Source organism: Pontivivens nitratireducens (assembly GCF_011290545.1).
Classification (GTDB): Bacteria; Pseudomonadota; Alphaproteobacteria; order Rhodobacterales; family Rhodobacteraceae; genus Pontivivens; species Pontivivens nitratireducens.
In genome coordinates this window covers 1,153,313-1,176,690 of the sequence record NZ_CP049811.1, presented here as the reverse complement: position 1 = coordinate 1,176,690, position 23,378 = coordinate 1,153,313, and the positions used below count along the sequence as shown (strand labels likewise).

General features: G+C 64.0%; 26 protein-coding genes and 1 other RNA gene. 8 read left to right on the top strand and 19 right to left on the bottom strand.

Going from position 1 to position 23,378, the window contains the following annotated elements:
* Positions 1–81: 81 nt before the first annotated feature.
* The gene (locus G8E03_RS05760; protein ID WP_205793273.1) at positions 82–1,431 is read left to right on the top strand and encodes an MATE family efflux transporter; all 1,350 of its coding nucleotides are present in this window, start codon (positions 82–84) and stop codon (positions 1,429–1,431) included.
* 51 nt (positions 1,432–1,482) lie between these two features.
* Here the strand turns inward: G8E03_RS05760 and G8E03_RS05755 are convergent, their stop codons facing one another.
* From G8E03_RS05755 to ssrS, 5 genes are all read right to left on the bottom strand, one after another.
* Positions 1,483–2,223: a YebC/PmpR family DNA-binding transcriptional regulator gene (locus G8E03_RS05755; protein WP_166189638.1), complete on the bottom strand. Its 741-nt coding sequence runs from the start codon at positions 2,221–2,223 to the stop codon at positions 1,483–1,485.
* A gap of 123 nt (positions 2,224–2,346) precedes the next feature.
* On the bottom strand, positions 2,347–4,125 hold the full coding sequence (locus tag G8E03_RS05750; RefSeq protein WP_166189636.1) for an SLC13 family permease: 1,779 nt from the start codon (positions 4,123–4,125) through the stop codon (positions 2,347–2,349).
* Positions 4,126–4,248: 123 nt separating this feature from the next.
* Positions 4,249–5,076 (bottom strand): TIGR00282 family metallophosphoesterase, encoded by an 828-nt coding sequence (locus G8E03_RS05745; RefSeq protein ID WP_166189634.1) that lies wholly within the window; start codon positions 5,074–5,076, stop codon positions 4,249–4,251.
* 9 nt (positions 5,077–5,085) lie between these two features.
* Entirely contained in the window at positions 5,086–5,661 is a 576-nt protein-coding gene (locus tag G8E03_RS05740) for a 5-formyltetrahydrofolate cyclo-ligase (RefSeq protein ID WP_166189632.1), read from the bottom strand.
* 38 nt (positions 5,662–5,699) lie between these two features.
* A non-coding RNA gene (ssrS, locus tag G8E03_RS17680) (6S RNA) lies at positions 5,700–5,856 on the bottom strand.
* A gap of 90 nt (positions 5,857–5,946) precedes the next feature.
* Between ssrS and G8E03_RS05735 the strand changes: the two genes are divergently transcribed.
* Positions 5,947–6,393 (top strand): MmcB family DNA repair protein, encoded by a 447-nt coding sequence (locus tag G8E03_RS05735; RefSeq protein WP_166189630.1) that lies wholly within the window; start codon positions 5,947–5,949, stop codon positions 6,391–6,393.
* 6 nt (positions 6,394–6,399) lie between these two features.
* Here the strand turns inward: G8E03_RS05735 and G8E03_RS05730 are convergent, their stop codons facing one another.
* From G8E03_RS05730 to G8E03_RS05700, 8 genes are all read right to left on the bottom strand, one after another.
* A complete protein-coding gene (locus tag G8E03_RS05730; protein ID WP_166189628.1) occupies positions 6,400–6,921 on the bottom strand; it encodes a DsbE family thiol:disulfide interchange protein in 522 nt (173 codons plus the stop codon).
* A complete protein-coding gene (ccmD, locus tag G8E03_RS05725) occupies positions 6,911–7,054 on the bottom strand; it encodes a heme exporter protein CcmD (protein ID WP_166189626.1) in 144 nt (47 codons plus the stop codon). The genes G8E03_RS05730 and ccmD overlap by 11 nt, the downstream gene beginning before the upstream one ends.
* Positions 7,054–7,779, bottom strand: coding sequence for a heme ABC transporter permease (locus G8E03_RS05720; protein ID WP_166189624.1), 726 nt, complete (start codon positions 7,777–7,779; stop codon positions 7,054–7,056). Before G8E03_RS05720 ends, ccmD begins: the two co-directional genes overlap by 1 nt.
* A gap of 57 nt (positions 7,780–7,836) precedes the next feature.
* Entirely contained in the window at positions 7,837–8,892 is a 1,056-nt protein-coding gene (locus G8E03_RS05715) for a quinone-dependent dihydroorotate dehydrogenase (RefSeq protein ID WP_240910434.1), read from the bottom strand.
* A complete protein-coding gene (locus G8E03_RS17420) occupies positions 8,889–9,227 on the bottom strand; it encodes a DUF952 domain-containing protein (RefSeq protein WP_240910433.1) in 339 nt (112 codons plus the stop codon). The genes G8E03_RS05715 and G8E03_RS17420 overlap by 4 nt, the downstream gene beginning before the upstream one ends.
* Before the next feature lie 50 nt (positions 9,228–9,277).
* Positions 9,278–10,204, bottom strand: a complete 927-nt coding sequence (locus tag G8E03_RS05710; protein WP_166189620.1) for a DMT family transporter — start codon at positions 10,202–10,204, stop codon at positions 9,278–9,280.
* 64 nt (positions 10,205–10,268) lie between these two features.
* The gene (locus G8E03_RS05705; RefSeq protein WP_166189618.1) at positions 10,269–10,877 is read right to left on the bottom strand and encodes an inner membrane-spanning protein YciB; all 609 of its coding nucleotides are present in this window, start codon (positions 10,875–10,877) and stop codon (positions 10,269–10,271) included.
* 1 nt (position 10,878) lies between these two features.
* Positions 10,879–11,784 (bottom strand): EamA family transporter, encoded by a 906-nt coding sequence (locus G8E03_RS05700; protein ID WP_166189616.1) that lies wholly within the window; start codon positions 11,782–11,784, stop codon positions 10,879–10,881.
* A gap of 185 nt (positions 11,785–11,969) precedes the next feature.
* On the opposite strand from G8E03_RS05700, the gene G8E03_RS05695 reads away from it, so the two are divergent.
* Complete coding sequence (locus G8E03_RS05695) at positions 11,970–12,464, top strand: MgtC/SapB family protein (RefSeq protein WP_166189614.1); 495 nt, start codon at positions 11,970–11,972, stop codon at positions 12,462–12,464.
* Between the two features lie 85 nt (positions 12,465–12,549).
* On the opposite strand, the gene ftsY is transcribed toward G8E03_RS05695, so the two are convergent.
* Entirely contained in the window at positions 12,550–13,590 is a 1,041-nt protein-coding gene (gene ftsY, locus G8E03_RS05690) for a signal recognition particle-docking protein FtsY (RefSeq protein WP_166189612.1), read from the bottom strand.
* Between the two features lie 178 nt (positions 13,591–13,768).
* On the opposite strand from ftsY, the gene nudC reads away from it, so the two are divergent.
* The 4 genes from nudC to G8E03_RS05670 all read left to right on the top strand — a co-directional run bounded on the left by nudC (position 13,769) and on the right by G8E03_RS05670 (position 16,773).
* Positions 13,769–14,731 (top strand): NAD(+) diphosphatase, encoded by a 963-nt coding sequence (gene nudC, locus G8E03_RS05685; RefSeq protein ID WP_166189610.1) that lies wholly within the window; start codon positions 13,769–13,771, stop codon positions 14,729–14,731.
* Between the two features lies 1 nt (position 14,732).
* Positions 14,733–15,146: an SRPBCC family protein gene (locus G8E03_RS05680; RefSeq protein WP_166189608.1), complete on the top strand. Its 414-nt coding sequence runs from the start codon at positions 14,733–14,735 to the stop codon at positions 15,144–15,146.
* Between the two features lie 66 nt (positions 15,147–15,212).
* Positions 15,213–16,052, top strand: a complete 840-nt coding sequence (locus G8E03_RS05675; RefSeq protein WP_166189606.1) for an alpha/beta hydrolase — start codon at positions 15,213–15,215, stop codon at positions 16,050–16,052.
* A gap of 88 nt (positions 16,053–16,140) precedes the next feature.
* The gene (locus G8E03_RS05670; protein ID WP_166193914.1) at positions 16,141–16,773 is read left to right on the top strand and encodes an MT-A70 family methyltransferase; all 633 of its coding nucleotides are present in this window, start codon (positions 16,141–16,143) and stop codon (positions 16,771–16,773) included.
* On the opposite strand, the gene G8E03_RS05665 is transcribed toward G8E03_RS05670, so the two are convergent.
* The 3 genes from G8E03_RS05665 to G8E03_RS05655 form a co-directional block, all read right to left on the bottom strand.
* Positions 16,749–17,498, bottom strand: a complete 750-nt coding sequence (locus G8E03_RS05665; protein ID WP_347340511.1) for a BglII/BstYI family type II restriction endonuclease — start codon at positions 17,496–17,498, stop codon at positions 16,749–16,751. The genes G8E03_RS05670 and G8E03_RS05665 overlap by 25 nt on opposite strands.
* A gap of 2 nt (positions 17,499–17,500) precedes the next feature.
* Entirely contained in the window at positions 17,501–19,273 is a 1,773-nt protein-coding gene (aspS, locus tag G8E03_RS05660) for an aspartate--tRNA ligase (protein ID WP_166189602.1), read from the bottom strand.
* 87 nt (positions 19,274–19,360) lie between these two features.
* Entirely contained in the window at positions 19,361–19,810 is a 450-nt protein-coding gene (locus G8E03_RS05655) for a nucleoside deaminase (protein WP_166189599.1), read from the bottom strand.
* A gap of 145 nt (positions 19,811–19,955) precedes the next feature.
* Between G8E03_RS05655 and G8E03_RS05650 the strand changes: the two genes are divergently transcribed.
* On the top strand, positions 19,956–20,777 hold the full coding sequence (locus tag G8E03_RS05650) for a pseudouridine synthase (protein WP_166189597.1): 822 nt from the start codon (positions 19,956–19,958) through the stop codon (positions 20,775–20,777).
* 46 nt (positions 20,778–20,823) lie between these two features.
* Here the strand turns inward: G8E03_RS05650 and G8E03_RS05645 are convergent, their stop codons facing one another.
* Positions 20,824–21,654: a LysR family transcriptional regulator gene (locus G8E03_RS05645; protein ID WP_166189594.1), complete on the bottom strand. Its 831-nt coding sequence runs from the start codon at positions 21,652–21,654 to the stop codon at positions 20,824–20,826.
* Positions 21,655–22,074: 420 nt separating this feature from the next.
* Positions 22,075–23,244, bottom strand: a complete 1,170-nt coding sequence (locus G8E03_RS05640) for a zinc-dependent alcohol dehydrogenase (RefSeq protein ID WP_166189592.1) — start codon at positions 23,242–23,244, stop codon at positions 22,075–22,077.
* Between the last annotated feature and the right edge of the window lie 134 nt (positions 23,245–23,378).

The window sequence follows — 23,378 nt, the reverse complement described above, 5'->3', positions numbered from 1 at the left end:
TCTGATCAGGAGTACCCCGCCCGAATCGCGCCGGTACAACCGCGCACTTGGCGCAGACATGCGGCGGGTGTATCGGGACGGATGACCGATGCGACCCTGCCAAATCACACCATTGCCGATCACATTCGGCGGACCCTGATCCTCGCCTGGCCCGTGATGCTGGCGCGGATGGGGCTGGTCGGCCTGACCACGGCGGACGTGATGGTGCTGGGCCGTGCGGGGGCCGAGGAGCTTGCCGATTATACGCTGGGCCTGTCGATATATGACAGTCTGCTCGCCACAATGGGCGGGCTGACCATGGGCATCGGGGTTCTGACCGCACGCAGCACGGGTGCGGGGTTGGACCATGTGGCCGGCACGATCTGGTGGCGCGGCGTGGTCTATGGCGCCTTGATCGGCTGCGCGCTGGCCGTGCTGCTGCAATTCTCGCCTCAACTGTTTGCCCTGCTGGGACAGACGCCTGCGCGCGCGGCCAGTGCGGGATCGGTGACGCGGTTGGTGGCGTTGGCGCTGCCCTTCGTTGCGATCTACTTTGCCACCACCACCTTTCTGGAATCGCTTCACCGTCCGATGGTGGGCATGTTCGCGGTGGCGCTGGCGAATATCTCGAATCTGGGGCTGAACATCCTGCTGGTCCACGGTATCGGGCCGTTCCCTCAGATGGGGGCCGAAGGGGCCGCGCTGGCGACTGTCATCAACTCCGCCCTGCTGGCGGCGGGCCTGTGGCTCTATACCCGTCACCGCCTGCCGGATCGCGCCCGCTATGGCATCGGTCAGGTGTCCCCCAACGCCCCCACGGCGGCGGAGCAGCGGCGCATCGGATACGGTGCAGGCCTGTCGTTCAGCTTCGAGGCCGGGGCCTTCGTGATGATGACGCTGTTCGTGGGCTGGTTGGGCACCATGGCGCTGGCCGTGCAGGCGGTGGTGTTCCAGTTCCTGGCGCTGACCTTCATGATGGCGTTCGGGCTGGCAGCCGCGACACAGGTGCGCGTCGGCAATGCGTGGGGGCGCGGCGACGCGCGGGGCATGGCGCTGGCCGGGTGGACGGGGCTGGGGCTGACCACGCTTCTGGCCAGCCTGTTCGCGGTGATCTACGTAGCCTTTCCGATGCAAGCCCTGCGCCTGTTCACGACCGATCCGGTCCTGCTGGCGGCGGCCGCCCCGGTCATGGCCTGGATGACGCTGGCGCTGGTGTTCGACTGCAACCAGTCAGTGCTGAGCCATGCCTGCCGTGGACGCGGCGACACCTGGGTGCCGACGGCGATGCATCTGGTCAGCTACTGGCTGGTGATGGTGCCCGCCGGATACTGGTTCGGCATCCGTAGCGGAGCGGGCGTGATCGGCATCTATCAGGGCATTTTGCTGGCCAGCATCGTCAGCGTGACGATGATGGCCCTGCGGTTTCGGCACCTGACGCGGATCACCGGCTGAGCGAAGGCCGATCGGCCGGTCCTGTACGAACAACAGGACCGGCGGAATGGATCAGAGCTGTTCCATGATCTCATCCGAGATGTCGAAATTGGCGGTGACGGTCTGCACGTCGTCGTCGTCTTCCAGCGCCTCGATCAGGCGCATCAGCTTTTGCGCGTCCTCCAGTCCCATTTCGGTCGTGGTCTGGGGTTTCCAGATCAGCTTGGTGCTCTCACTCTCACCCAGCGCGGCCTCCAGCGCGGTGGAGACGGCGTTCAGGTCGTTGGCGTCGGTATAGATGGTGTGGCCGTCCTCGGTGCTCTCGACATCCTCAGCGCCGGCCTCGATCGCGGCCATCATCACGGTGTCGGCGTCACCGACCTCAGCGCTATAGGTGATCTCACCCTTGCGATCGAACATGAAGCCGACGGAGCCGGTCTCCCCCAGATTTCCGCCGTTCTTGGAAAAGGTGGAGCGGACGTTGGACGCGGTGCGGTTCTTGTTGTCGGTCATCGCCTCGACGATGATAGCGACGCCGTTGGGGCCGTAGCCCTCATAGCGGATCTCATCGTAATGCTCCGCATCGCCGCCGATGGCCTTCTTGATGGCGCGGTCGATATTGTCCTTGGGCATGGACTGCGACTTGGCTTCCTTCACCGCGAGGCGCAGGCGGGGGTTCTTTTCGGGATCAGGGTCGCCCATCTTGGCCGCGACGGTGATCTCCTTGGAGAACTTGGAGAACATCTTGGAGCGCACGGCGTCCTGCCGGCCCTTGCGATGCTGAATGTTTGCCCATTTGGAATGGCCGGCCATGAAGGGCCTCCCGTATTGCAGAAGATGAATGCTGCGCGCCTTATAGGTCAGGCGCGCCCCTGTGTTCAAGCGAGGGGTCGCGGGCCGGTTCCGCGAAGGCGTACGGTGCCGGTTCGCGCGCCCTCAAAGCGGCCAGAGCAGCGGAATGATGAACGCCGACACCGCCCCGATCAGCAGGTTGAGCGGCGCCCCGATCCGCACGAAATCGGTAAACCGATACCCCCCCGGACCATAGACCAGCGTGTTGGTCTGATAGCCGATGGGTGTGGCAAAACTGGCTGAGGCCGCCACCATCACACCCACCACCAGCGGTCGCGGATCGACGCCCAGCGCCTGCGCCAGCCCGATCGCCACCGGCGTGACCACCACCGCAACCGCGTTATTGCTGACCAGTTCCGTCAGAACCGAAGTCATCAGGATGACCGCCCACACCATCAGCGGCGGTGGCAGCAGACCCAGATAGGGGGCGACCGTATTTGCGATCAGATCGACGGAGCCCGCATCTTGCAGGCCCCGCCCGATAATCAACATCGAGAAGATCAGCGCCAGCAATCGTCCATCCACGAAGTCCATCGCCTCGTCGCTGTCGATCGCACGCGCCGCCAGAACGATGGCAACGCCGATCAGGCTGAGGATGTGAATGGGGGCTATGCCGAACGTCGCCAGCGCAACGACACCGAACAGCACGGCCAGCACGACGGGGGAATGGGTCCGACGGTACGGCCGCTCGATCGGTTGGGCCAGATTGACCAGATCGACGTCACGGGCCAGACGCTGGATATCCTCGGGGTCGCCCTCGATCAGCAGGGTATCTCCGACGCGCACGACCACATCGTCCATCTGACGGCCGAGGTTCTGGTTCCTGCGGTGGATCGCCAGCGGATAGACACCGTAACGCCGTCGCAGACGCAACCCACCCAGCGTGCGCCCGACCAGACGGCAACCGGGTGAGATCAGCGCCTCGACCGTTACCATCGTTCGCCCGTCGGCCCGGTCCACCATGACCACGTCGGGGCTTTCCTTGAGCCCCAGAAGCTCGTTCACCGCCGTGCGCAACACCACACGGTCGCCGCCGCGCACCTCCACATCCGGGAAGTTGCGCCGCAGAGAGGCATCGCCGCGCAACACGTCGATCACCCGCATTCCGTCGCGGCGAAACAGCTCGACCTCCATCACGGGGCGCCCGACAAGGCGCGAACCCGCCGGGATCGCCACCTCGGTAAAGAATTTCTGCGCTTTGCGATCCGTCAGGAAACCGGCCATCGACTGACGCTCGGGCAGCAGGATCGGCCCGAAGATGCGCATGTAGATCAGACCGACGACAACCAGCACGATGCCCAATGGCGTGATCTCGAACAGGGTGAAGGGGGCCATCCCCGCCTCACGCGCGACACCGTCCACCAAAAGGTTGGTCGAAGTGCCGATCAGCGTCAGCAGCCCCCCTAGGATGGCCGTGTAACTGAGGGGAATCAGCAGCTTGGACGGGGTCACACCCAATTGTTGGGTCAAACCCACAACCACGGGGATCAGCATCACCACGACCGGCGTGTTGTTCATGAAAGCGGAGGCCAGCACGGTGAAGCCTGCCAGAGTGGCTATCACCACCACGGGCCGCTTGTCCGCCTGCGCCGCGATCGGCAGGGTCAGCGCCGCCAAGGCGCCCGTTCGCACCAGCGCCCCGCTGAGGATGAACATCGCCGCGATCGTCCACGGTGCGGGGTTGGCAATCGACGACAGAACCGCGTCCTGATCGACCAATCCGGTCACGACCATGGTGCTGGCCGCGACCATGGCCACGACCTCCACCGGCCAGCGTTCCAACAGGAACAGGCCGAACATCGCGAAGACGATCAGCAGGCCCGCAATCGCACCGGCATAGTGGAAAGACATCAATTCGGTCATTCTGGCGGCCCCATCAGCGCATTGCGCCGACAATGGCGCAGCACGGGGTGGCACTCAAGTAGGGATCGGTGCGCCGGGGCGCGACTGTCCCGTGGGGGAATATGTGCACGGCGGAAAAGACGATCAGTCCGAAGACGCTTCCGGCAGGCTTTGCCCCAAACGCCCGCCGACCCGGATCGGGTGGCAGGATTTGGCCGCCCCGGTCCGATCATCCGTCACAACGAAAAAGCCCGACAGGGTCGCGGGCCCGTCGGACGGGGTAAATCGGGTTTTCTGCATCCCGGTGATGAACCGGCGCATCGGCTCGGCCTTTTCCATACCGATCACGCTGTCATAATCGCCGCACATGCCCGCATCGGTCATATAGGCGGTGCCCTTGCCCAGAATCTGCGCATCGCCGGTCGGCACATGGGTATGCGTGCCCACGACCATGCTGGCCCGTCCATCACACCAATGGCCCATCGCCATCTTCTCGGACGTGGCCTCGGCATGGAAATCCACCAGCGTGGCGTTGACCCGCGCGCCCATGGGAACGCGCTTCAACTCCGCCTCCAACGCGGAGAAGGGATCAGCGAAGGGACGTTTCATGAAGACCTGGCCCAATGCCTGCACCACCATGATCGACCGGCCCCGGCTAACCTCGAAAATCCGCGCGCCGCGTCCCGGCGCATCCTTGGCGAAGTTCAGCGGGCGCACGATACGGTCATCGCCCGCGATATGGGTCAACATGTCCTTTTGATCGAAGGCGTGATCGCCCAGCGTGACGCAATCCGCCCCTGCCTCGAACAGCAGGTTCGCATGCGCGCCGGTCAGGCCCATACCGCCCGAAGCGTTCTCACCGTTCACGACGACGAAATCGGTTTTCAGGCGCGCGCGAAGGTCGGCGAGGCCCTCGCTGATCGCGCGGCGGCCGGAGCGGCCCATGACATCGCCAAGAAACAGAATACGCATGGTGCCGGATTAGCCTTTGACGGCCGACGGCGCAAGGGAGCCATGCTCGGTCACGATCACGTCCAGCGGCTGATCCGTGGATTCGACGATCAATGGCATCCGCTGGGCCGCATACGCGAAACCGATGGCGCGGACGGGTTTCATCGCCCGCAGCTTCTGCAAGGTGCGGTCATAGAACCCGCCGCCATAGCCCAACCGGTGCCCCGCATCGTCGAAGGCGACGAGCGGCACGATCAGCGTATCGGGCTGCACCCCCTGACCCGTTTCGGGCACCAGCGCCCCGAACGGGCCGGAAATCATCACCCCGCGCGGCGTCCAGACGTGAAATTGCAGCGGCGCGGCCTTGGCCCTGATGACCGGCACGCACAGCGTGTGCCCCTGCTCGGCCAGCGTGCGCATGGCAGGCAGCGGGTCGATCTCCGTCCGGATGGGCATGTAGGCGGCGACGATCCCGGGGGGCTGGCGCAGAACCTCCGCCAGCAGATGAGACGTCGCGTTCCCCTGCCCTGCCCCCTGGCCCGCGGCATGAGCAGCCTTGCGTGCCGCGAAGGCGCGTTTTCTAAGGTCGGATTTGGTGTCGGTCATCCCGCGACGCTAACGTCGCAAACCGCAGGGAATCAAGTGGCGGGCCCGTAGCAACCGTTGGGCAACTTATTCTCGGGACCTGGAAAACCAGGTGGGCACCAGGTGCGATAGGCCAGGACCAGTCGCAGAGCCAGTTCCCTCAAGAAAAAGTAAGGCCTCGTGAATGTAGAGCCCTCACGCGAAGAACAGCACCCGCCGGGACACAAGGTATGCCGATCACTGCAGGATGCAAGGGGTGTCGACTCTGACATTGACGGCGCGTTCCCCGTACGTTCCAATGGACGCATGACAGACAGCATGGCTCCCGGATTCGAGATTGCACGCGGCGTGTGGCGGCATCTCGACACGCTAGACATGACCGCGCTGACGGAATTCACGCCGGTGCGCGGCTTGCGCGTTGATGTGATCGGGCTGACGGCGAAGGGCGAGATCTGGATCGTGGAGTGCAAGAGCTCTCTGGGCGATTTCAGGTCGGATGCGAAATGGCAAAACTACCTGGAATGGTGCGACCGATTCTTCTGGGCCGTGCCGCAGGATTTCCCGGTCGAGGTTCTGCCCGAAGATACCGGCCTGATGATCGCGGACCGGTTCGATGCCGCAATCGTGCGCGACGCCCCGCTTGAAAAGATGCCCGGTGCACGGCGCAAGGCGATGACGCTGAAACTGGCGCGGGCCGCGATGCGGCGGCAGCTTGGCTGGCTGGAGCCTGATCTGGGCGCGATCCCGGCCTAGGCCCGACTAACGCGCAGCCTCGATCGCGGGGCGCACGCGCGTGGCCAGCGCGGAGGCCGTGACCGGACCGGGGAAACGCAGCACGATCCGCCCCTCCGCGTCGATGACGAAGGTTTCGGGCACCCCGTACAGCCCCCAGTCAATGCCGGTGCGCCCCGTGCTGTCGGCACCGATCGCCTCATATGGATCGCCCAGTTCGTCGAGGAATGCACGAGCGTTCGCGGGATCGTCCTTATAGTTGATGCCGACGATGGGGATCCCCTCCGCCGCCAGATCCATCAGCACGGGATGCTCGATCCGGCAGGGGCCGCACCAACTGGCCCAGAAATTCACCAGCATGACCTCCCCCCCCAGATCCGGCAGGGTGCCCTCGAACGGCTCGACATCCAGCGGGGGGGCGGTCTGCGCGATGAATTGCGAAGGCAGCTCATCAGGATTGTCGCGCAGCATCGCCCACAGGAAGGTTCCCAGCACGGCGGCGGCCAGCACCGGCACGATCAGGATGGGGGAAAGGTTTTTACCGGCCATTCTTGCGCTCCACCTTGCTGAGGGCTGCACGTACGCGGGCGGAGCGCAGGACGGATTGCACGATCAGGCCCCCCACCAGAACGAAGGTCACGGCATAGGCGCCCAGCACAAACGGTGCATATTGTCCCAGCATCAGGCCACCTCACGTAGCATCAGCGCGCGCAGGCGGCGGGCGCGAATCTCGGTCCGGGTGCGCAACAGGACCAGCGCTACGAACAGCAACACGAACCCCGCCAGCGACAGCAACAGCGGCTGGTAGAAGACGTCCGCGACGTTCTCCTCCCTGTCCAGGCTCAGCGAAGCGCCCTGATGCAGACCCTGATTCCAGATCAGCACGGCATAGCGCGACAGCAGCGCAAAGACGGAGCCGACCAGACACAGGATCGCGGTCAGATCGGCTGCGGTGTCCGGCTCATCCACCGCTTGCCACAGCGCGATATAGCCGAGGTAGAACACGAACAGGATCAGGAACGAGGTCAGCCTGGGATCCCATTCCCACCACGTGCCCCACATCGGCTGCCCCCAGATTGCGCCGGTCAGCAGGGCCACCAGCGTCATCACGGCCCCGATGGGGGCGGCGGCGCGGGCGGCCAGCGCGCTGACATGGTGCCGCCGGATCAGCCAGATCAGCGACATCACGAACATCATGAGCCAAGCATTGATCGCGACAAAGGCGGCTGGCACATGGATATAGATGATCTTGACGGTCGAGCCCTGTCGGAAATCGTCAGGGGTGAAATAGAACCCCCAGATCAACCCCACGGTAAGGCAGAGCGCCGCCCCCCCCGCCACCCAAGGCAGGACACGACTGACGAGGCGCGTGAACCGCGCGGGGTTGGCAAATTCCCAGATGTTCATGCGAACGACTTATCCACGCCGCCCCAGAGGCGCAAGCGCGGCGATGTCGCGGTGGCCTCAGGCATCCGGCCTCACCGCATCCACCCCGACCGCATCCGCGACCGATGCGAAGCCGTCCCGCTCCAGCAGCGCGTCCAGATCGTGCAGGATCGTGGCGATCAGGCCCATGCCGCCATAGACCAGCGCGGAATAAAGCTGCAGCGCCGTGGCCCCTGCGCGAATGCGGGCATAGGCATCCGCCCCGCTGGCGATGCCGCCGACCCCGATCAGCGGCACCTTGCCCTGCGTCAGGCGATAGACATCCGTCAGCACCTGCTGCGCCAGATCGCGTAGAGGTGCCCCGGACAGCCCTCCGCCCTCGCCCGCATGGGGGCCGTGCAGCCCGTCGCGGCGCAATGTCGTGTTCGTGGCGACGATGGCATCGACTTGCGCCGAAACCGCCACGTCGCATAGCTCGGTCAGCGCGGCGGCGTCCATGTCAGGCGCGATCTTGAGGAAGACGGGAACCGGTCGGGCCAGCGCGTCGCGGGCCACCATTACACCGTCCAGCAGGCTGGCCAGCGCCTGCGCGCCTTGCAGATCGCGCAGCTTCTCCGTGTTGGGGGAGGAGACGTTGACCGTGGCGAAGTCGATGAACGGCCCCGCATGGGTCAGGACGCGGGCGAAATCCTCGGCCCGGTCGTCGCTGTCCTTGTTCGCGCCGAGATTCAGGCCGACCACGCCGGGACGCTTGCGCGCCTGCAAGCGCGCGGTGATCGCCTGCATCCCGTCATTGTTGAACCCGAAACGGTTGATGACCGCGCGGTCCTCGCTCAACCGGAACAGGCGTGGTTTTGGATTGCCGGGCTGGGCGCGCGGGGTGGCGGCGCCGACCTCGACGAAGCCCAGACCGCTCATCAACAGGGGGTCGACGGCCTCGGCGTTCTTGTCGAACCCGGCGGCGAGGCCCAGGGGGTTCGGCAGGTCGAGCCCCGCGATTTGCGTGGCTAGACGGGGGGGGGTAACAGGACCGGGACGCGGCACGAGTCCCGCGCGCAGGGCGTGGATGGCGATGCGGTGCGCCCGCTCCGGATCGATCCGGTGCAGCAGGGTCAGGCCCGCACGTTCGATCACGCGATCCCCTCCGGAAAGACATGCGCACCGTCCCGCAGGGGCAGCGGGGCGTGCGCGTGAACCTCGCTCAGTGCCAGTCGTCGGTAAAGGTGCGGAAACTCCGCCCCGCCACGGCTGACCTCCCATTTCAGGGCATCCGCGATCCGGTCGCTGTCCACCACGGCGAGGATCAGGCCATCCGCCCCGGCAAAGTGCTTCGCCGCCGTTTCACGCACGGTTTCAGCTGTGGAAAAGTGGATATAGCCGTCGCTCAGGTCGATCGGCGCACCGGCGGTTTCGCCTGTGGCGCGCAACGCGTCCCATTCGGCCTGTCGGAAAATCTTGTAGATCAGCATGGCACCCTCCGTTGGCGGAGGGGTAGCGGGCCGGGGCCGCGCGGGCAAGCCTAGCCTTGCGGTGTTTGCGCGCGCCGCTGCTCCTTGCGCGAGATCCCCAGCATCTGCTCGCGCCAGATAATCAGCAGGCCCGCGGCCACGACAATGGCCGCGCCGATCAGCATCCTGCCCGTCGGCACCTCACCAAACAAACCGTATCCCAGAATCAACGCGAAGATCATCGAGGCATAGTCGAACGGCGCGATCACCGCCGTGGGCGCGTAGCGATAGGCCGAGGTCAGCAGGATTTGCCCGACACCGCCCAGCAACCCCGCCCCGACCAGCAGCCCGAACGTCACCGGGCCCGGCAGAACCCAGCCGAACGGCAGCGTCATCAGCGACAGCACGCTGGCGGTTATGGAAAACCAGAACGTGATCGCGGTCGTCTTCTCCGTCGCGACCAGCTTGCGGATAAACACATGCGCCAGCGCCACAAACACGGCGGAGGCAAGGACGATCACCGCGCCCAGCGTCTCCGCATCGGTCAGTCCGTCGGAATTGAGCGTCGTCAGGCGTGGCGACAGAACGATGCCAACGCCGATCAGCCCCATGAACACCGCAGCCAGTCGAACCAGACGCACCTGCTCACCCAGAAACATCGCGGCCAGGATCACCGCGAACAGCGGCGCGGCATAGCCGATGGCGGTAACTTCGGGCAAGGGCAGCAGGCCCAGACCCGTGAACGTCAGCGCCATTGCGGTTGTGCCCACCACGCCCCGCCACAGATGCGACATCGGATTCGCCGTCTTCAGCCCATCGCGCAGGTTGTCATGCTGCAGCAACAGCCACCCCAGAATCACCGGCACCGCGAAAATCGAGCGGAAAAAGACCGTCTCACCCGCGGGAACGGTGTCGGACACGGCCTTCACGATTGCGGACATGCACACGAACACCGCGACCGACGCGATTTTGAGGAAGATGCCACGAAGGAAGATCATCCGCGCACTCTACAGGTTGCGGCAGTCATGTCGCATACAAAGCAGGCATGGCTGAGGTGCCGTTTCAGCCTTGGTCCTCATCCTCGATTGCGTGCCGGGTCAATATGGGGAGTTGTGTGGCGAGGAAAACGAACGTCAGGATCATCTGCCCGAACGTGTCGAGCCAGATCCACGCTTCCTCACCCAGAACGCGCCAGGTGAACTCGTTGAACACGGCCATCGCGGCGAAGAAGAACACCCAATTGCGCGTGAACAGCATCCACCCTTCCTCGGTCAGGGGCATGACCTCCCCCATCAGATAGCGCAGATAGCTGCGCCCCTGCAGCCACAGACCGGTTCCCAGCACGAAGGCGAACAGGCCGTAGACCACCGTCGGGCGCATCTTGGTAAACACGTCGTCGTTCAGCCAGATCGTCAGCCCGCCGAAAACAACGACGATGATCGCCGTAAACACCGCCATGCGCGGCAAGGTGCGCGTCAGGATCCAGCTGATGACCAGCGACAGCAGGATCAGCGGCACGAAAACAGCCGTCGCCGCGACGACGCCCGAATATTCGGTTCCGCCATATGTCACCCCGTCCGCAAAGCGGCGATAGGCGTAGAAATAGACGGCGACGGGGCCGACCTCCAATGCCAGCTTCAGGAGGGGATTCATTTTTTTCGCGTCGGCCATGTCAGCCTCCCATTTCCACGAGGACCGCTCCGGCGGCGATGAGCGCCATCAGAATGGCACGGGTCGGTCCTACATATTCGCGCAGGAAAAGCCAGCCGATTGCAGCGGCGAAGACGGTCGATGTCTCGCGCAGTACCGCCGCCTCACCGACCTTGTCCAGCCGGGTGGCCAGCATCACCGCGCCGAAACTGACGAAGCCGAGCAATCCCCCCACCAGCCCCCGCAGCATCAGCGGGCCGGGAGCGGGCCGGTTTTCCATGCGTTTCCACCGCGCCAGCGCGACCCAGGGAAACAGCCCCAGCCCGTCCACGACAAAAAACCACGCCAGAAAGGTAAAGGCGTTTTCGGCCATGCGAATGCCAAAGGCGTCATAAACGGTATAGAGCGAGGTCAGAATTCCCGTCACGACGGCAAGGCCCAGCGCCGCCCCCAGCGCGGCCCGCCCCACGGTCGCGGCGCGCAGGTTCACAGCGGCGAGGCCGAAAATAGCCAGGGACAGCAAAGCCGTCCCCCCCCATTGCAAGGGTGTGAACCGCTCGTGAAACAGCACCCCCGCAGCCACAACCGTGATGATCGGCGCAGTGCCGCGCACGACGGGATAGACGACCGTGTAGGCGCCGCGTGAATAGGCCATCGCCAGCAGCCATTTATATCCTGCATGGATCACGAAAACGCCTGCCAGAACCGCCCATAATTGCGGCGTAGGCAGCGGGAACACAAACAGCGCGACCGGCAGGGCCATCAGCCCGTAGCATATATCAATCGCCCCACGAGTCAGCCACGGGTCGTGCCGCCCCTTTTGCAATGCGCCGAACAGGGCGTGCGCAACAGCCGAGGTCAGGGCAAGGATCATCGCCATCTGATGCCCTGCGGCGGTGCCTTCGATACCCGCGATCCAGTCTGTCATCGGGCCGCGACCTGCGCGAAAGTGGTTGGCTGCGCTGCGGTGGCAATGCGGCTGCACTGTTGTTGCACAGAAAAACTCCCAAGCATTCGACCTGCGAGGGTGGCGGTTCCGGGGCGCGGCGCATAGACGCAGCGCCGAAGCGATTTACCTGTCATCTGTCTGCAAATGTCTGAGGGGACTTTCGTATGCTCGATACGATCATCGGGGAATTCGTCGATCCGAATGCGGCCGTTCCGCCCGCCATCGCGATGCTGCGCATGTTCGCGGCGCTGATCTTCGGCGGCATGATCGGGTTGGAGCGTGAGGCGGACAATCATCCGGCGGGGCTGCGGACGCATATCATGATTACCCTCGCGGCCTGTCTGTTCGCCCTGATCGCGTTCGAGTTGATGGGCGCGACCGACCGCGAGAGCGTGCAGTTCGACCCCCTGCGATTGATCGAGGCGGTGACGGCAGGTGTCGCGTTCCTGGCGGCGGGCTCGATCATCACCTCGCGCGGCAAGGTCAAGGGACTGACCACCGGGGCCAGCATGTGGCTGGCCGGGGCGGTCGGGCTGGCCTGCGGCACAGGGCGACTGATGCTGGCCTTGCAGGCGACGATCATGACGCTGATCGTGCTGTGGCTGCTGAGCAAGATCACGACACGGGTCGAGAAGAAACTGTCCTCGAACAAGGACTGACGCCGCTTTCGCGGCGGGAACCGGCACCACGTTCGCGGCGGGAACCGCCGACAGATGGGGGGCCGAACCGACGGACCGGTCGCGTCTAAGCATCGGCGCCGGTCAGGGCACGGGCGAAATCATCCGGATCGAACGCTTGCAGATCCTCGATATTCTCCCCCACCCCGATCGCATGGATCGGCAGGCCGAACCTGTCGGCCAGCGCCACCAGGACGCCGCCCTTGGCCGTGCCGTCGAGCTTGGTCATCACCAGGCCCGTGACATCGGCGATCTTTCGGAACGTCTCGACCTGACCAACGGCGTTCTGACCGGTGGAGGCGTCGAGAACCAGCAGAGTGTTGTGCGGCGCGTCGGGGTCCTTCTTGCGAATCACACGGACGATCTTGGCCAGTTCCTCCATCAGGTCGGCGCGGTTTTGCAGGCGGCCCGCCGTGTCGATCATCAGAAGGTCGGCACCGTCCGCCTCCGCCCGGACCATCGCCTCATAGGCGAGGGAGGCCGGATCGGACCCCTGCGCGGCGGTCAGGACGGGAACGCCCGCGCGATCCCCCCAGACCTGCAACTGCTCCACCGCTGCGGCGCGAAACGTGTCGCAGGCCGCGATCACCACCGACTTGTCCGCCGCCCTGAACTGGGATGCCAACTTGCCAATGGTCGTGGTCTTGCCCGATCCGTTGACGCCGACCACCAGCACGACCTGCGGCTTCTTTGCGTAGAGCGGCATGGGGCGGGCGACCGGCGCGATGATCTTAGAGATTTCCTGCGCCAGCGCGTCCTTGATCTCGGGCGTGGACAACCGCTTGCCAAAGCGCCCCTCGGCCAGCGCGGCGGCGACATTGATCGAAGTTTCCACCCCCATGTCCGACTGGATCAACACTTCCTCAAGGCTTTCGAGCATCGCATCGTCGAGGATCCGGCGCGGCGCATCGCTGCGTCCCAGCGCCCGGGCGAAAAAACCGGGTTTCGGCGCGGGCGCGTCCGTGGGCACCGGGGCCGGTTGCGGATCGGGTGTCGGGGCGGGTTGCGGTTCGGGGGCCGGTGCCTCCTCCACTATGGCGTCCAGACCCTGCTCCAGCTTGCTGGAGGATTTGGTCAGGCGATCCTTGAGCTTACCGAAGAATGACATGCGCGACCCTTTTGCTGTGCTGGCGAACATCTAGACCGTCCCGCGGTCGGTGGGAAGGGGCCTACCTTCAGGCATGGGGGGACAGCAGGGCCAGATCGTACACTCCGCGCCCCCTTCCCCTTTGCCCCCTGCCCCCGTGCGTGTTAGCTGCGAAGCGAAACCACGAAGGCGGAGCGTGATGGACGAGCAGGTGACATTCGGCGGGGCGGACATAGACCGGGCCGCGCATATCCGTGAGGACGAGGCGGGCCTGTCCGCCGCCTGGGCGCATCCCGAGGCGGGTGTGATGGCGGTCTGGCGCGGGAAACCGCTGCTCAGCGATGGTCCGCAGCCGGACCTGATCTGGCTGCCCAGCGATCATGCCGTTCTGGATCATGGACGGGAAAAGCCGATCTTTCTGGGTTTGACGCAGACCGGCGCGCCACGTTTCGCCGCCGACCTGTCCACGTGGAAGGAACCGGCGGGCGCCCCGGCGGAGCTGGCGACTTTCCTCGATCCATCCCGAAATTACGGCACCGGCTTGCCGGAGGGCACGTCCTTCGGAGATCTGCGCGCCAACATGGTACGTTTCACGCCAACAGATGCCGGCAACGCGGCGATGGCGCGGGGCATTCTGGAATGGCACCACTCGCACCGTTTTTGCGCAAAATGCGGCCAGCCCTCCGACGCGATCAAGGGGGGGTGGTCGCGCATGTGCGGCGCCTGCGGCGCGCTGCATTTCCCGCGCACCGATCCGGTCGTCATCATGCTGATCACCCATGGTAACGACGTGTTGCTGGGCCGCTCCCCCGGATGGCCCAAGCGCATGTATTCCCTCCTCGCCGGTTTCATGGAGCCGGGAGAGACCATCGAAGCCGCCGTGCGACGTGAGGTCATGGAGGAAACCGCGGTCAATGTGGGGGCGGTGCGCTATCTCGCCTCGCAACCCTGGCCCTTTCCCGCGTCGCTGATGATCGGCTGCGCGGGGGAGGCGCTGGACACTGAAATCAAACTCGACCCGGTCGAGCTGGAGGATGCGATCTGGATCAGCCGCGAACGTTGCATGCGTGCGATGGGCGGTGGCGATCCGGACATCATGCCAGCCCGACGGGGTGCCATTGCACGCCATCTGCTCGATATGTGGCTGGAAGACAGGACCTGAAATGAACTTGACGACCCGAACCCGTCTGGATGATTGCCCCGCCGACATTTACGCCCGGTTGAGCGATCCGGCCAGACTCGCCCACCTGAACGACAGCATGCAGGTGATCCCCACCGACCCCGATGCATGGACCGTCAAGGCACAGATGAACGGCGCGGATGTGGAGGCCGATCTGGTGTGCACCGTGCGCGAAGCCCCCGACCGCCTGATCTATCAGGCAACTGCGCAGGGGCTGGTCATCACCCTGGAATTCGTACTGAGCGAGGAGGGCGACGGCACCGACCTGACGGTGGTCCTGGATTTCGCAGGTGCGTCGATGAAGGGCAAGATGTTGATGCAGGGGCTGAAACTGATGGCACCCAAGATGCAAACGGGTCTGGACAAGATGGTCTACAAACTCGCACGCCCCACCTGACGCGGTATTGCGCGGCTTTACAGGACGGCTCTACCAGCTACCGTCATCCGAAAGTCAGGAGATATCATGCGCCGCATCGCCAGCCTCTTCGTCGCCCTGTTCGCTGCGGGATGCTCCCCCGTCACGATTCTGAATTCCGTCTCCGGTTCGGACATGGTGCGCGAACAGAGGGACCTCAGCTATGGGCCGCTGGAACGTCACGCCTACGACCTGTACGAACCCGCGAACGCGGGGGTGGACGCCCCGCTGATCCTGTTCGTGCACGGCGGTTCGTGGATGGAGGGTTCCAAGGACATCTATCGCTTCCTCGGCACCGCGTTGGGGGATGCGGGCTATCCGGTCGCGGTCGTGAATTACCGCCTCAGCCCCGGAACGGTGTTTCCGGGATTCGTCGAGGACGCGGCACTGGCGGCGGATCACTTTCTGCAGGGTGATCGCCCTGTCGTCCTGATGGGTCATTCCGCCGGGGCGCACATCGCGGCACTGCTGGCCTATGACCCGCGCTATATGCAGGCCGTGGGGCGCAGCAATTGCGATTTCGCGGGCTTTGTCGGGATTTCAGGCCCCTACGATTTCCTGCCGCTGACACAGGAAACCCACCGCGTCACCTTCCCCGAGGCCACGCGCGACGACAGCCAGCCGATCAATTTCGCCCAGGGGCCGAAGCCGCCCTCCCTGCTGCTGCACGGTCTGGCCGACACGACGGTCCATGCCGAGGATACCGAACTGATGAGCGCCGCCCTGCGCGCCGCTGGCAACCCGGTGGAGGAGCGCCTCTACGAAGGGGTCGGCCATATCGACATCATCTCCGCCATGTCGCGCTACGGCTATCTGCGGCGTGCCGCGCCTACCTTCACCGACATCACAACCTGGCTGGACGAGGGCGGAGCGTCAGGATGCAGGTGAGATAATACTGGATCCGCAACGCTCGTTCACGTAACGTTCTTCTGACTTTTCGGTTGGAATATCGCTGTGGATGGGCAATATGTTGGACATGGATACGAACCCTTCACAAGATTTGCGACAGTTCCTGAACGGTAGCAAGTTCAGCTGCGTCATGGCGGATCCCCCTTGGCGATTCACCAATCGCACGGGAAAGGTCGCGCCGGAGCATAAACGGCTCGCACGCTATCCAACCATGACCCTCGACGATATCTGCGCCCTGCCCGTGGCGGAGCATCTGGAGGATCGTGCCCATTGTTACATGTGGGTGCCGAACGCCTTGCTGCCCGACGGACTGAAAGTCCTGTCCGCATGGGGTTTCGAATACAAGTCGAACATCATCTGGCACAAAATCCGCAAGGATGGCGGCTCCGACGGGCGTGGCGTCGGGTTCTACTTTCGAAACGTAACGGAGATTTTGCTGTTCGGCACGCGCGGCAAGAACGTTCGGACCGAGGCCGCCGGCCGCCGTCAGGTCAACATGATCCAGACCCGAAAGCGTGAACATTCCCGCAAGCCCGACGAACAATACGAGCTTATCGAAAGCTGCTCATGGGGTCCGTATCTGGAACTGTTCAGTCGCGGCGTGCGCGATGGCTGGACCACGTGGGGAAATCAGGCGGACGCGGATTACAAACCGGACTGGAAGACCTATTCCTATCATTCCGGCGTCGCGGCGGAATAATCCGTAACGACCCCGACCGGCAACCCGATCAACACCAATGGGCATGGATTGCCCACACCGCGCGCGACACGGGTGGCGAGCTTCTCCCAATGTGTCGTCGCCTGGCCATACTTATCCGCCACGAATGACCGCGCGAATGCTCTGGCAAAGGGCACCTGCTTTTCCAGCTGGGCATCGAGCATTCTTTTTTGGCGGGCGGTACGCTCCTTCATGCCCCAATCCTCCAGTTCGGAAACGTCGAGGATGCCATCGCGCCGCAGGGTCCACTCCACGATATCCTCCAGCGAGGATTGCAGGCTCGCGCCGCGCGTGATGATGATGCCGAGAGAGATCGCACTTTGCGCATGCAATCTCTGGAAATTTTCAAGGTCCCGATCGAAAAACGGGTCCTTGTTGTTCCACTCGATTTCCAGGGCCAGCGTCCCGGCGGCGGCATGATGGATGTGGTCGATCTCATGGCTGATCGCTTCGCGCTCAACCCCGTCCACGATGGTCTGCACGACGAATTCGTGTTTCGGCCAGCCCTTGTCGTAAAGGGCGTCGCGCAAACGCATAGTGGATTTCGCCTGACCGCCACCGCTGCCGATGACTTCGCGCGCCTCGATGGAAAAACTGGAGAGAACTTCGCAGAGATCTGCGGCCACCTCCGGAAAATCGCCTACGAGGATGGCCTGCGCATGGTTGCGGGTTTCGATGTCGAAACCCGCAGCGCGCAGATCGTTCATCATCAGTCTTCCTTCACCACCCGCAGGTGCAATTCACGCAATTGTTCGTTCGTGGGGTCCGAGGGGCCGCCCAGCATCAGGTCTTCGGCGCGCTGGTTCATCGGGAACATGATGACCTCGCGGATGTTCGCCTCATCCGCCAGCAGCATCACGATACGGTCGATACCCGCCGCGCAGCCACCGTGGGGGGGCGCGCCATATTTGAAGGCGTTGACCATGCCACCGAACCGCTTGTCCACTTCGGAGTTGGGATAGCCCGCGATTTCGAACGCGCGATACATGATCTCCGGCTTGTGGTTGCGGATCGCGCCCGAGACCAGTTCATAGCCGTTGCAGGCCAGATCGTATTGATAGCCGAGCGCCTGAAGCGGATCGCCGTCCAGCGCCTCCATCCCGCCCTGCGGCATTGAGAACGGGTTGTGCGAGAAGTCGATCTTACCGTCCTCGGTCTTCTCGTACATCGGGAAATCGACGATCCATGCAAAGCGGAAGGTGTCGGTCTCGCTGAGGCCAAGCTCCGTGCCGATGACGTTGCGCGCGCGGCCCGCCACGCCCTCGAACGCCTCGGGCTTACCGCCGAGGAAGAATGCGGCGTCGCCGACCTCAAGGCCGAGTTGCTGGCGGATCGCCTCAGTCCGCTCAGGCCCGATGTTCTTGGCGAGGGGGCCTGCGGCCTCCATCCCTTCGCCCTGATCGCGCCAGAAGATATAACCCATGCCGGGTAGGCCCTGCTCCTGCGCGAACTTGTTCATGCGGTCGCAGAACTTGCGAGAGCCGCCCGTTGGCGCGGGGATGGCGCGGACCTGCGTGCCCTCCTGCTCCAACAATTTGGCGAAGATCGCGAAGCCGGAGCCTGCGAAATGCTCGGACACGTCCTGCATGATGATCGGGTTGCGCAGGTCGGGCTTGTCCGAGCCGTATTTGGCCAGCGCCTCGGCATACGGAATGCGGGGCCAGTCGGTGTCGACCTTGCGTCCGCCGCCAAACTCCTCAAACACACCCTGGATGACGGGCTGCACGGTGGCGAAGATGTCCTCCTGCTCGACGAAGCTCATCTCCACGTCCAGCTGGTAGAAATCGGTGGGGGAGCGGTCGGCGCGCGGGTCCTCGTCGCGGAAACAGGGCGCGATCTGGAAATACTTGTCGAAACCGCCAACCATGATCAGCTGCTTGAACTGCTGCGGGGCCTGCGGCAGCGCGTAGAACTTGCCCGGATGCAGGCGCGACGGCACGAGGAAATCGCGCGCGCCCTCGGGGCTGCTCGCCGTGATGATCGGCGTCTGGAATTCGTTGAAGTCGATGTCCCACATCCGCTTGCGAATCGACTTCACCACGTCCGACCGCAGGATGATGTTGTCATGCAGCGACTGGCGCCGCAGGTCGAGGAAGCGGTATTTCAGGCGCGTTTCCTCAGGGTAGTCCTGATCGCCAAAGACCGGCAGCGGCAGTTCGTCCGCCTTGCCCAGCACTTCGAGACCGCGCACATAGACCTCGATCTCTCCGGTCGGGATATTGGGGTTCACCAGTTCGGGGTCGCGCGCCTTGACCGTGCCGTCAATGCGGATCACCCATTCGGAGCGGACCTTCTCCAACTCGGAAAACACCGGGCTGTCGCTGTCGGCCAGAACCTGCGTCATGCCGTAATGGTCGCGCAGGTCGATGAACAGCACGCCGCCGTGATCGCGAACCCGATGGACCCAGCCCGCAAGACGGATATCGTCGCCCACATTGGTGGAGCGGAGGTCGGCGCAGGTATGGCTACGATAGGCGTGCATTTTATCTCTCCCGGATGGGCGTGCGCTGGATGCGGACGGTCCGCGCCGATACACCGCGCCGGGGCTGCGAAGTCAAGGGAGCGCGGCTCAGCGCCGTGTCGCGAAGAACCCCCGCAGCAGTTCCGTGGCCTGCGCCTCGCGGATGCCGGGATAGATCTCGGGGACGTGGTGACATTGGGGATGGGCAAAGATCCGCGCCCCCTGCTCCACCCCGCCGGATTTCGGATCGGACGCACCGTAATACAGCCGCGCGATGCGGGCAGCGGCGATGGCACCGGCGCACATCGGGCACGGTTCCAGCGTCACATGCAGATCGGCCCCCGTCAGCCGCTCCTGTCCCAGCACATCACAGGCGGCGCGGATCGCCAGAATCTCGGCATGGGCGGTGGGGTCGTTCAGCGTCCGCGTCCGGTTGCCTGCGGCCGCGATCACCTGTCCGTTCAACGTGATGACCGCGCCAACCGGCACCTCACCCAGCGCCGCGGCGGCCTGCGCCTGGACAAATGCTGCATCCATATGGGAGTTGAAACGTGTCATGCCCCTGTCTGCCCGCCCCCCACGAAGCGTGCAAGTCCCCGGCGCCCCGTGCAAGCCCATTCACTTTCCCCAAATATCCCCGCCGGAGGCATCTGCCCCCACACCCACCATTGCGCCAAACGCTTGCCGCGCGTATGCGAAGCGGATGACCAGTACCACACCTCAGGGCGAGCGGATCGCCAAACGCATGGCGCGCGCCGGTCGCGCCTCCCGCCGCGAGGCCGAGCGCCTGATCGGTGAGGGGCGCGTGCGCGTGAACGGCAAGAGCATCGACAGCCCCGCGCTGAACGTCACCGCCGCGGACCGGATCGAGGTGGACGGCATCCCGCTGGCCGCAGCGGAGGCGCCGCGGATGTGGCGCTATTACAAGCCGGTCGGCCTCGTCACATCTGAGCGGGACGAAAAAGGCCGCCCGACCGTGTTTGATCGCCTGCCCGAGGATCTGCCACGCGTGCTCAGCGTCGGACGGCTCGACCTGAACTCCGAAGGTCTGCTGCTGCTGACGAATGACGGCGAGTTGAAGCGCAAGCTGGAATTGCCCTCGACCGGGTGGACGCGCAAGTACCGGGTGCGCGCCAAGGGAAACCCGACGGAGCAGACCTTGAAACCGCTGGAACGCGGCATCGTGATCGACGGTGAGAAATTCCGCCCGATGTCGATCAGCATCGACCGGGTTCAGGGTGCGAATTGCTGGCTGACCATCGGACTGAAGGAAGGCAAGAACCGCGAGATTCGCCGCGCGCTCAACGAGGTCGGACTGGACGTGAACCGCCTGATCCGCGTCAGCTACGGCCCATTTCAACTGGGTGAAATGAAGGACGGCGAGGTCGAGGAGATTCGCGGCAAGATCCTGCGCGACCAGTTGGGCATCAAAGCCGAACCGCAGGCGGTGCAGCGTGCAAAACAGGCTGGCGAGCCGTACAAGCGCGCCGCGAACCCGTCGAAAAGCCTTCGCAAGCGGAAGTAAGCACAGCCTAGGATTCGGATGTTTCTAGAGCAAAGTCAGGCCAGTACTAGGGCCTGCGCTTCAGATAATCCGTGATGGCGTCGAGCGCGGCGCGGATCGGGGCCTCGTTGCGGGCCTCATGATGCGAGACGAGCCATTGTTCGCTGCGCAGATCGACAATCGGCTCCGACAGGCAGGTGAGCCCCTCCATGCGCCCGCCCACGAAGGTCGGCAGGACGATTCGCCCGATCCCGGCGCGGGCCAGCGTCGCGGCCAGATGCGGCGTGTTGGCCTTCGCCGTCACTGCATCGCCGTAACGATCCAGCACCCAGCGCATCGAGGGGGTGATCGGCGCGTTCCATGACGCGCCGATCCAGCCTTGCACATCGGCGTTCGCAGCGTAGACAGCATAATCCACCCAACCGATTTGACGTCGCGCGACCCACGGCTGTTCGGGACGCCGGTTGCGAATGCCAATATCGACCTCGCGCCGCGCGATATCCAGATCTAGGTCGCAATACATGAATTCGGGCAGCCAGGGCGCTGATGCCGTCCAGTACTCGGACAGGTTCTCGGCCAGATCCTGCGCCGTCCATGTTCCGGCGGAGATGCGGACGCAGACCCGGCCGGCGCCTGCATCGCGCCACAGGGCAATCTGACGGGCCGCGTCCTCCATCGTACGGGTCCGCTCGAACAGGACCTGACCATCAGCGGTCAGGGTATAGCCCGCCGCGCCATGAACGAACAATCTGCGCGACAGCTCTGCCTCGAACAACTTCATCCGACGGCTGAGTGTCGCGGGGCTGACACCCAGTTCGACTGCCGCACGCGACAGACCGCCGGTGCGCGCGATGGCGGCGAAATAGGCGAGGTCGTTCCAGTCGGGGGCGGTTTTCATTTCTGCAAATCCACATCCGGTTTCAGGGGCTGAGCGCCACGCGGTCGGCTGGCTACCTTTGAAGCAGATCGAAAAGGAGAGCCGCCATGATGCCGGTCATTCGTCCCCTGACTATCCCGGATCAGCCGTGCACTGAATACAAAAAGGAGCAGGAGAGCTTTGCACGGATGCAAGTCGAATTGCGCCCATCGCGGGTGGATATAATACTGAGAAGGGTCCGAGTCTGTCTGCGCAAGCTGGCGGGCACAAGGCCGGAGCGCAGGCGGTGTACCGCTCAAAGCAAGCTGGGGAGCCGTGAACCCGTCGAAAAGCCTTCGCAAGTGGAAGTAAGCGCGGCGACGGTGGATTTGGATATTTCTAGAGCAAAGTGGGGGCGGTCCCTCGGAAGGGGCCACCGCTTATTCGTTATGGTCAGGGTCGTTATGGGGTCAGGACAACCTTGACGCAGTCGTCTTTCTTATCTCGGAACGTCTCGTAGAGGTCCGGCGCGTCCTCCAGCTTGCCGCGATGGGTAATCAGGAAGGTGGGGTCGATGCGGCCCTCTTGAATGTGCTCCAACAGCGTGGGGGCGTGCTGCATGACATGGGTCTGGCCCATGCGGAAGGTCAGCCCCTTGGCGAAGGCGGCGCCGATGGGGAACTTGTCCACGATCGCGGCATAGACGCCGGGGATCGACAGGATGCCGCCCTTTTGCGTACACATGATGGCTTCACGCAGAACGTGCGGACGACCGGTCTCCTGCATCGTCGCGGTCTTCACCTTGTCGTAGATGGTGTCGATCACGCCAGTGCCGTGCGCCTCCAGCCCGACCGCGTCGATGGTCTTTTCGGGAAGCATGCCGTTGGTCAGCTCCATCAGGGCATCATAGGGTTTGACCTGCGAATGATCGATGATCTCGGCACCATGAGCCTTGGCCATTGCCAGACGCTCCGGCACGTTGTCGATCACGAAGACACGCTCGGCACCCAGCAGCAGGCAGGATTTCAGGGCGAACAGGCCGACAGGACCAGCGCCCCAGATTGCGACGGTGCTGCCCGGTTTGACCTCTGCGTTCATAGCCGCCTGCCAGCCGGTGGGAAAGATATCGGAGAGGAACAGGACCTGCTCGTCAGTCAAGCCGTCCGGCACTTTCAGGTGGGTGGCGTCCGCAAACGGGATGCGGACATATTCCGCCTGACCGCCATCGTAGCCGCCGTAAAGGTGCGAGAAGCCGAACAGACCTGCGGCCGCCTGCCCAGTGATCGCGGCCAGCTTTTCGGCATCGGGGTTGGATTCATCGCAGAGCGCGAATTGCTTGTTCTGGCACCAATGGCAGTGGCCACAATTGATGGTGAACGGCACCACGACACGGTCGCCTTTCTTGAGGTTGCCAACGCCGGAACCGACATCCTCGATCACGCCCATGAATTCATGGCCAATGATGTCGCCGGTTTTCATCTCTGGCATGAAGCCGTCGAACATATGCAAATCGGACCCACAGATCGCGGTGGAGGTCACGCGGATGATGGCATCGCGCTCATGACCGATGATGGGATCGGGATGGGTATCGACGCGAAAATCTCCGGTACCGTGATAGGTTACGCCACGCATGGGGGGCTCCTTGAAACGCTGAATAAAAATACTTGAACAAGTCGTTAACCATCTGACGCGCAAGGAGTTCCCCTATTCCGCGCGCGTTTCCACTGTGCGGAAAACGTGAGGAGCCTCCCTTGGCGTGAGGCCGA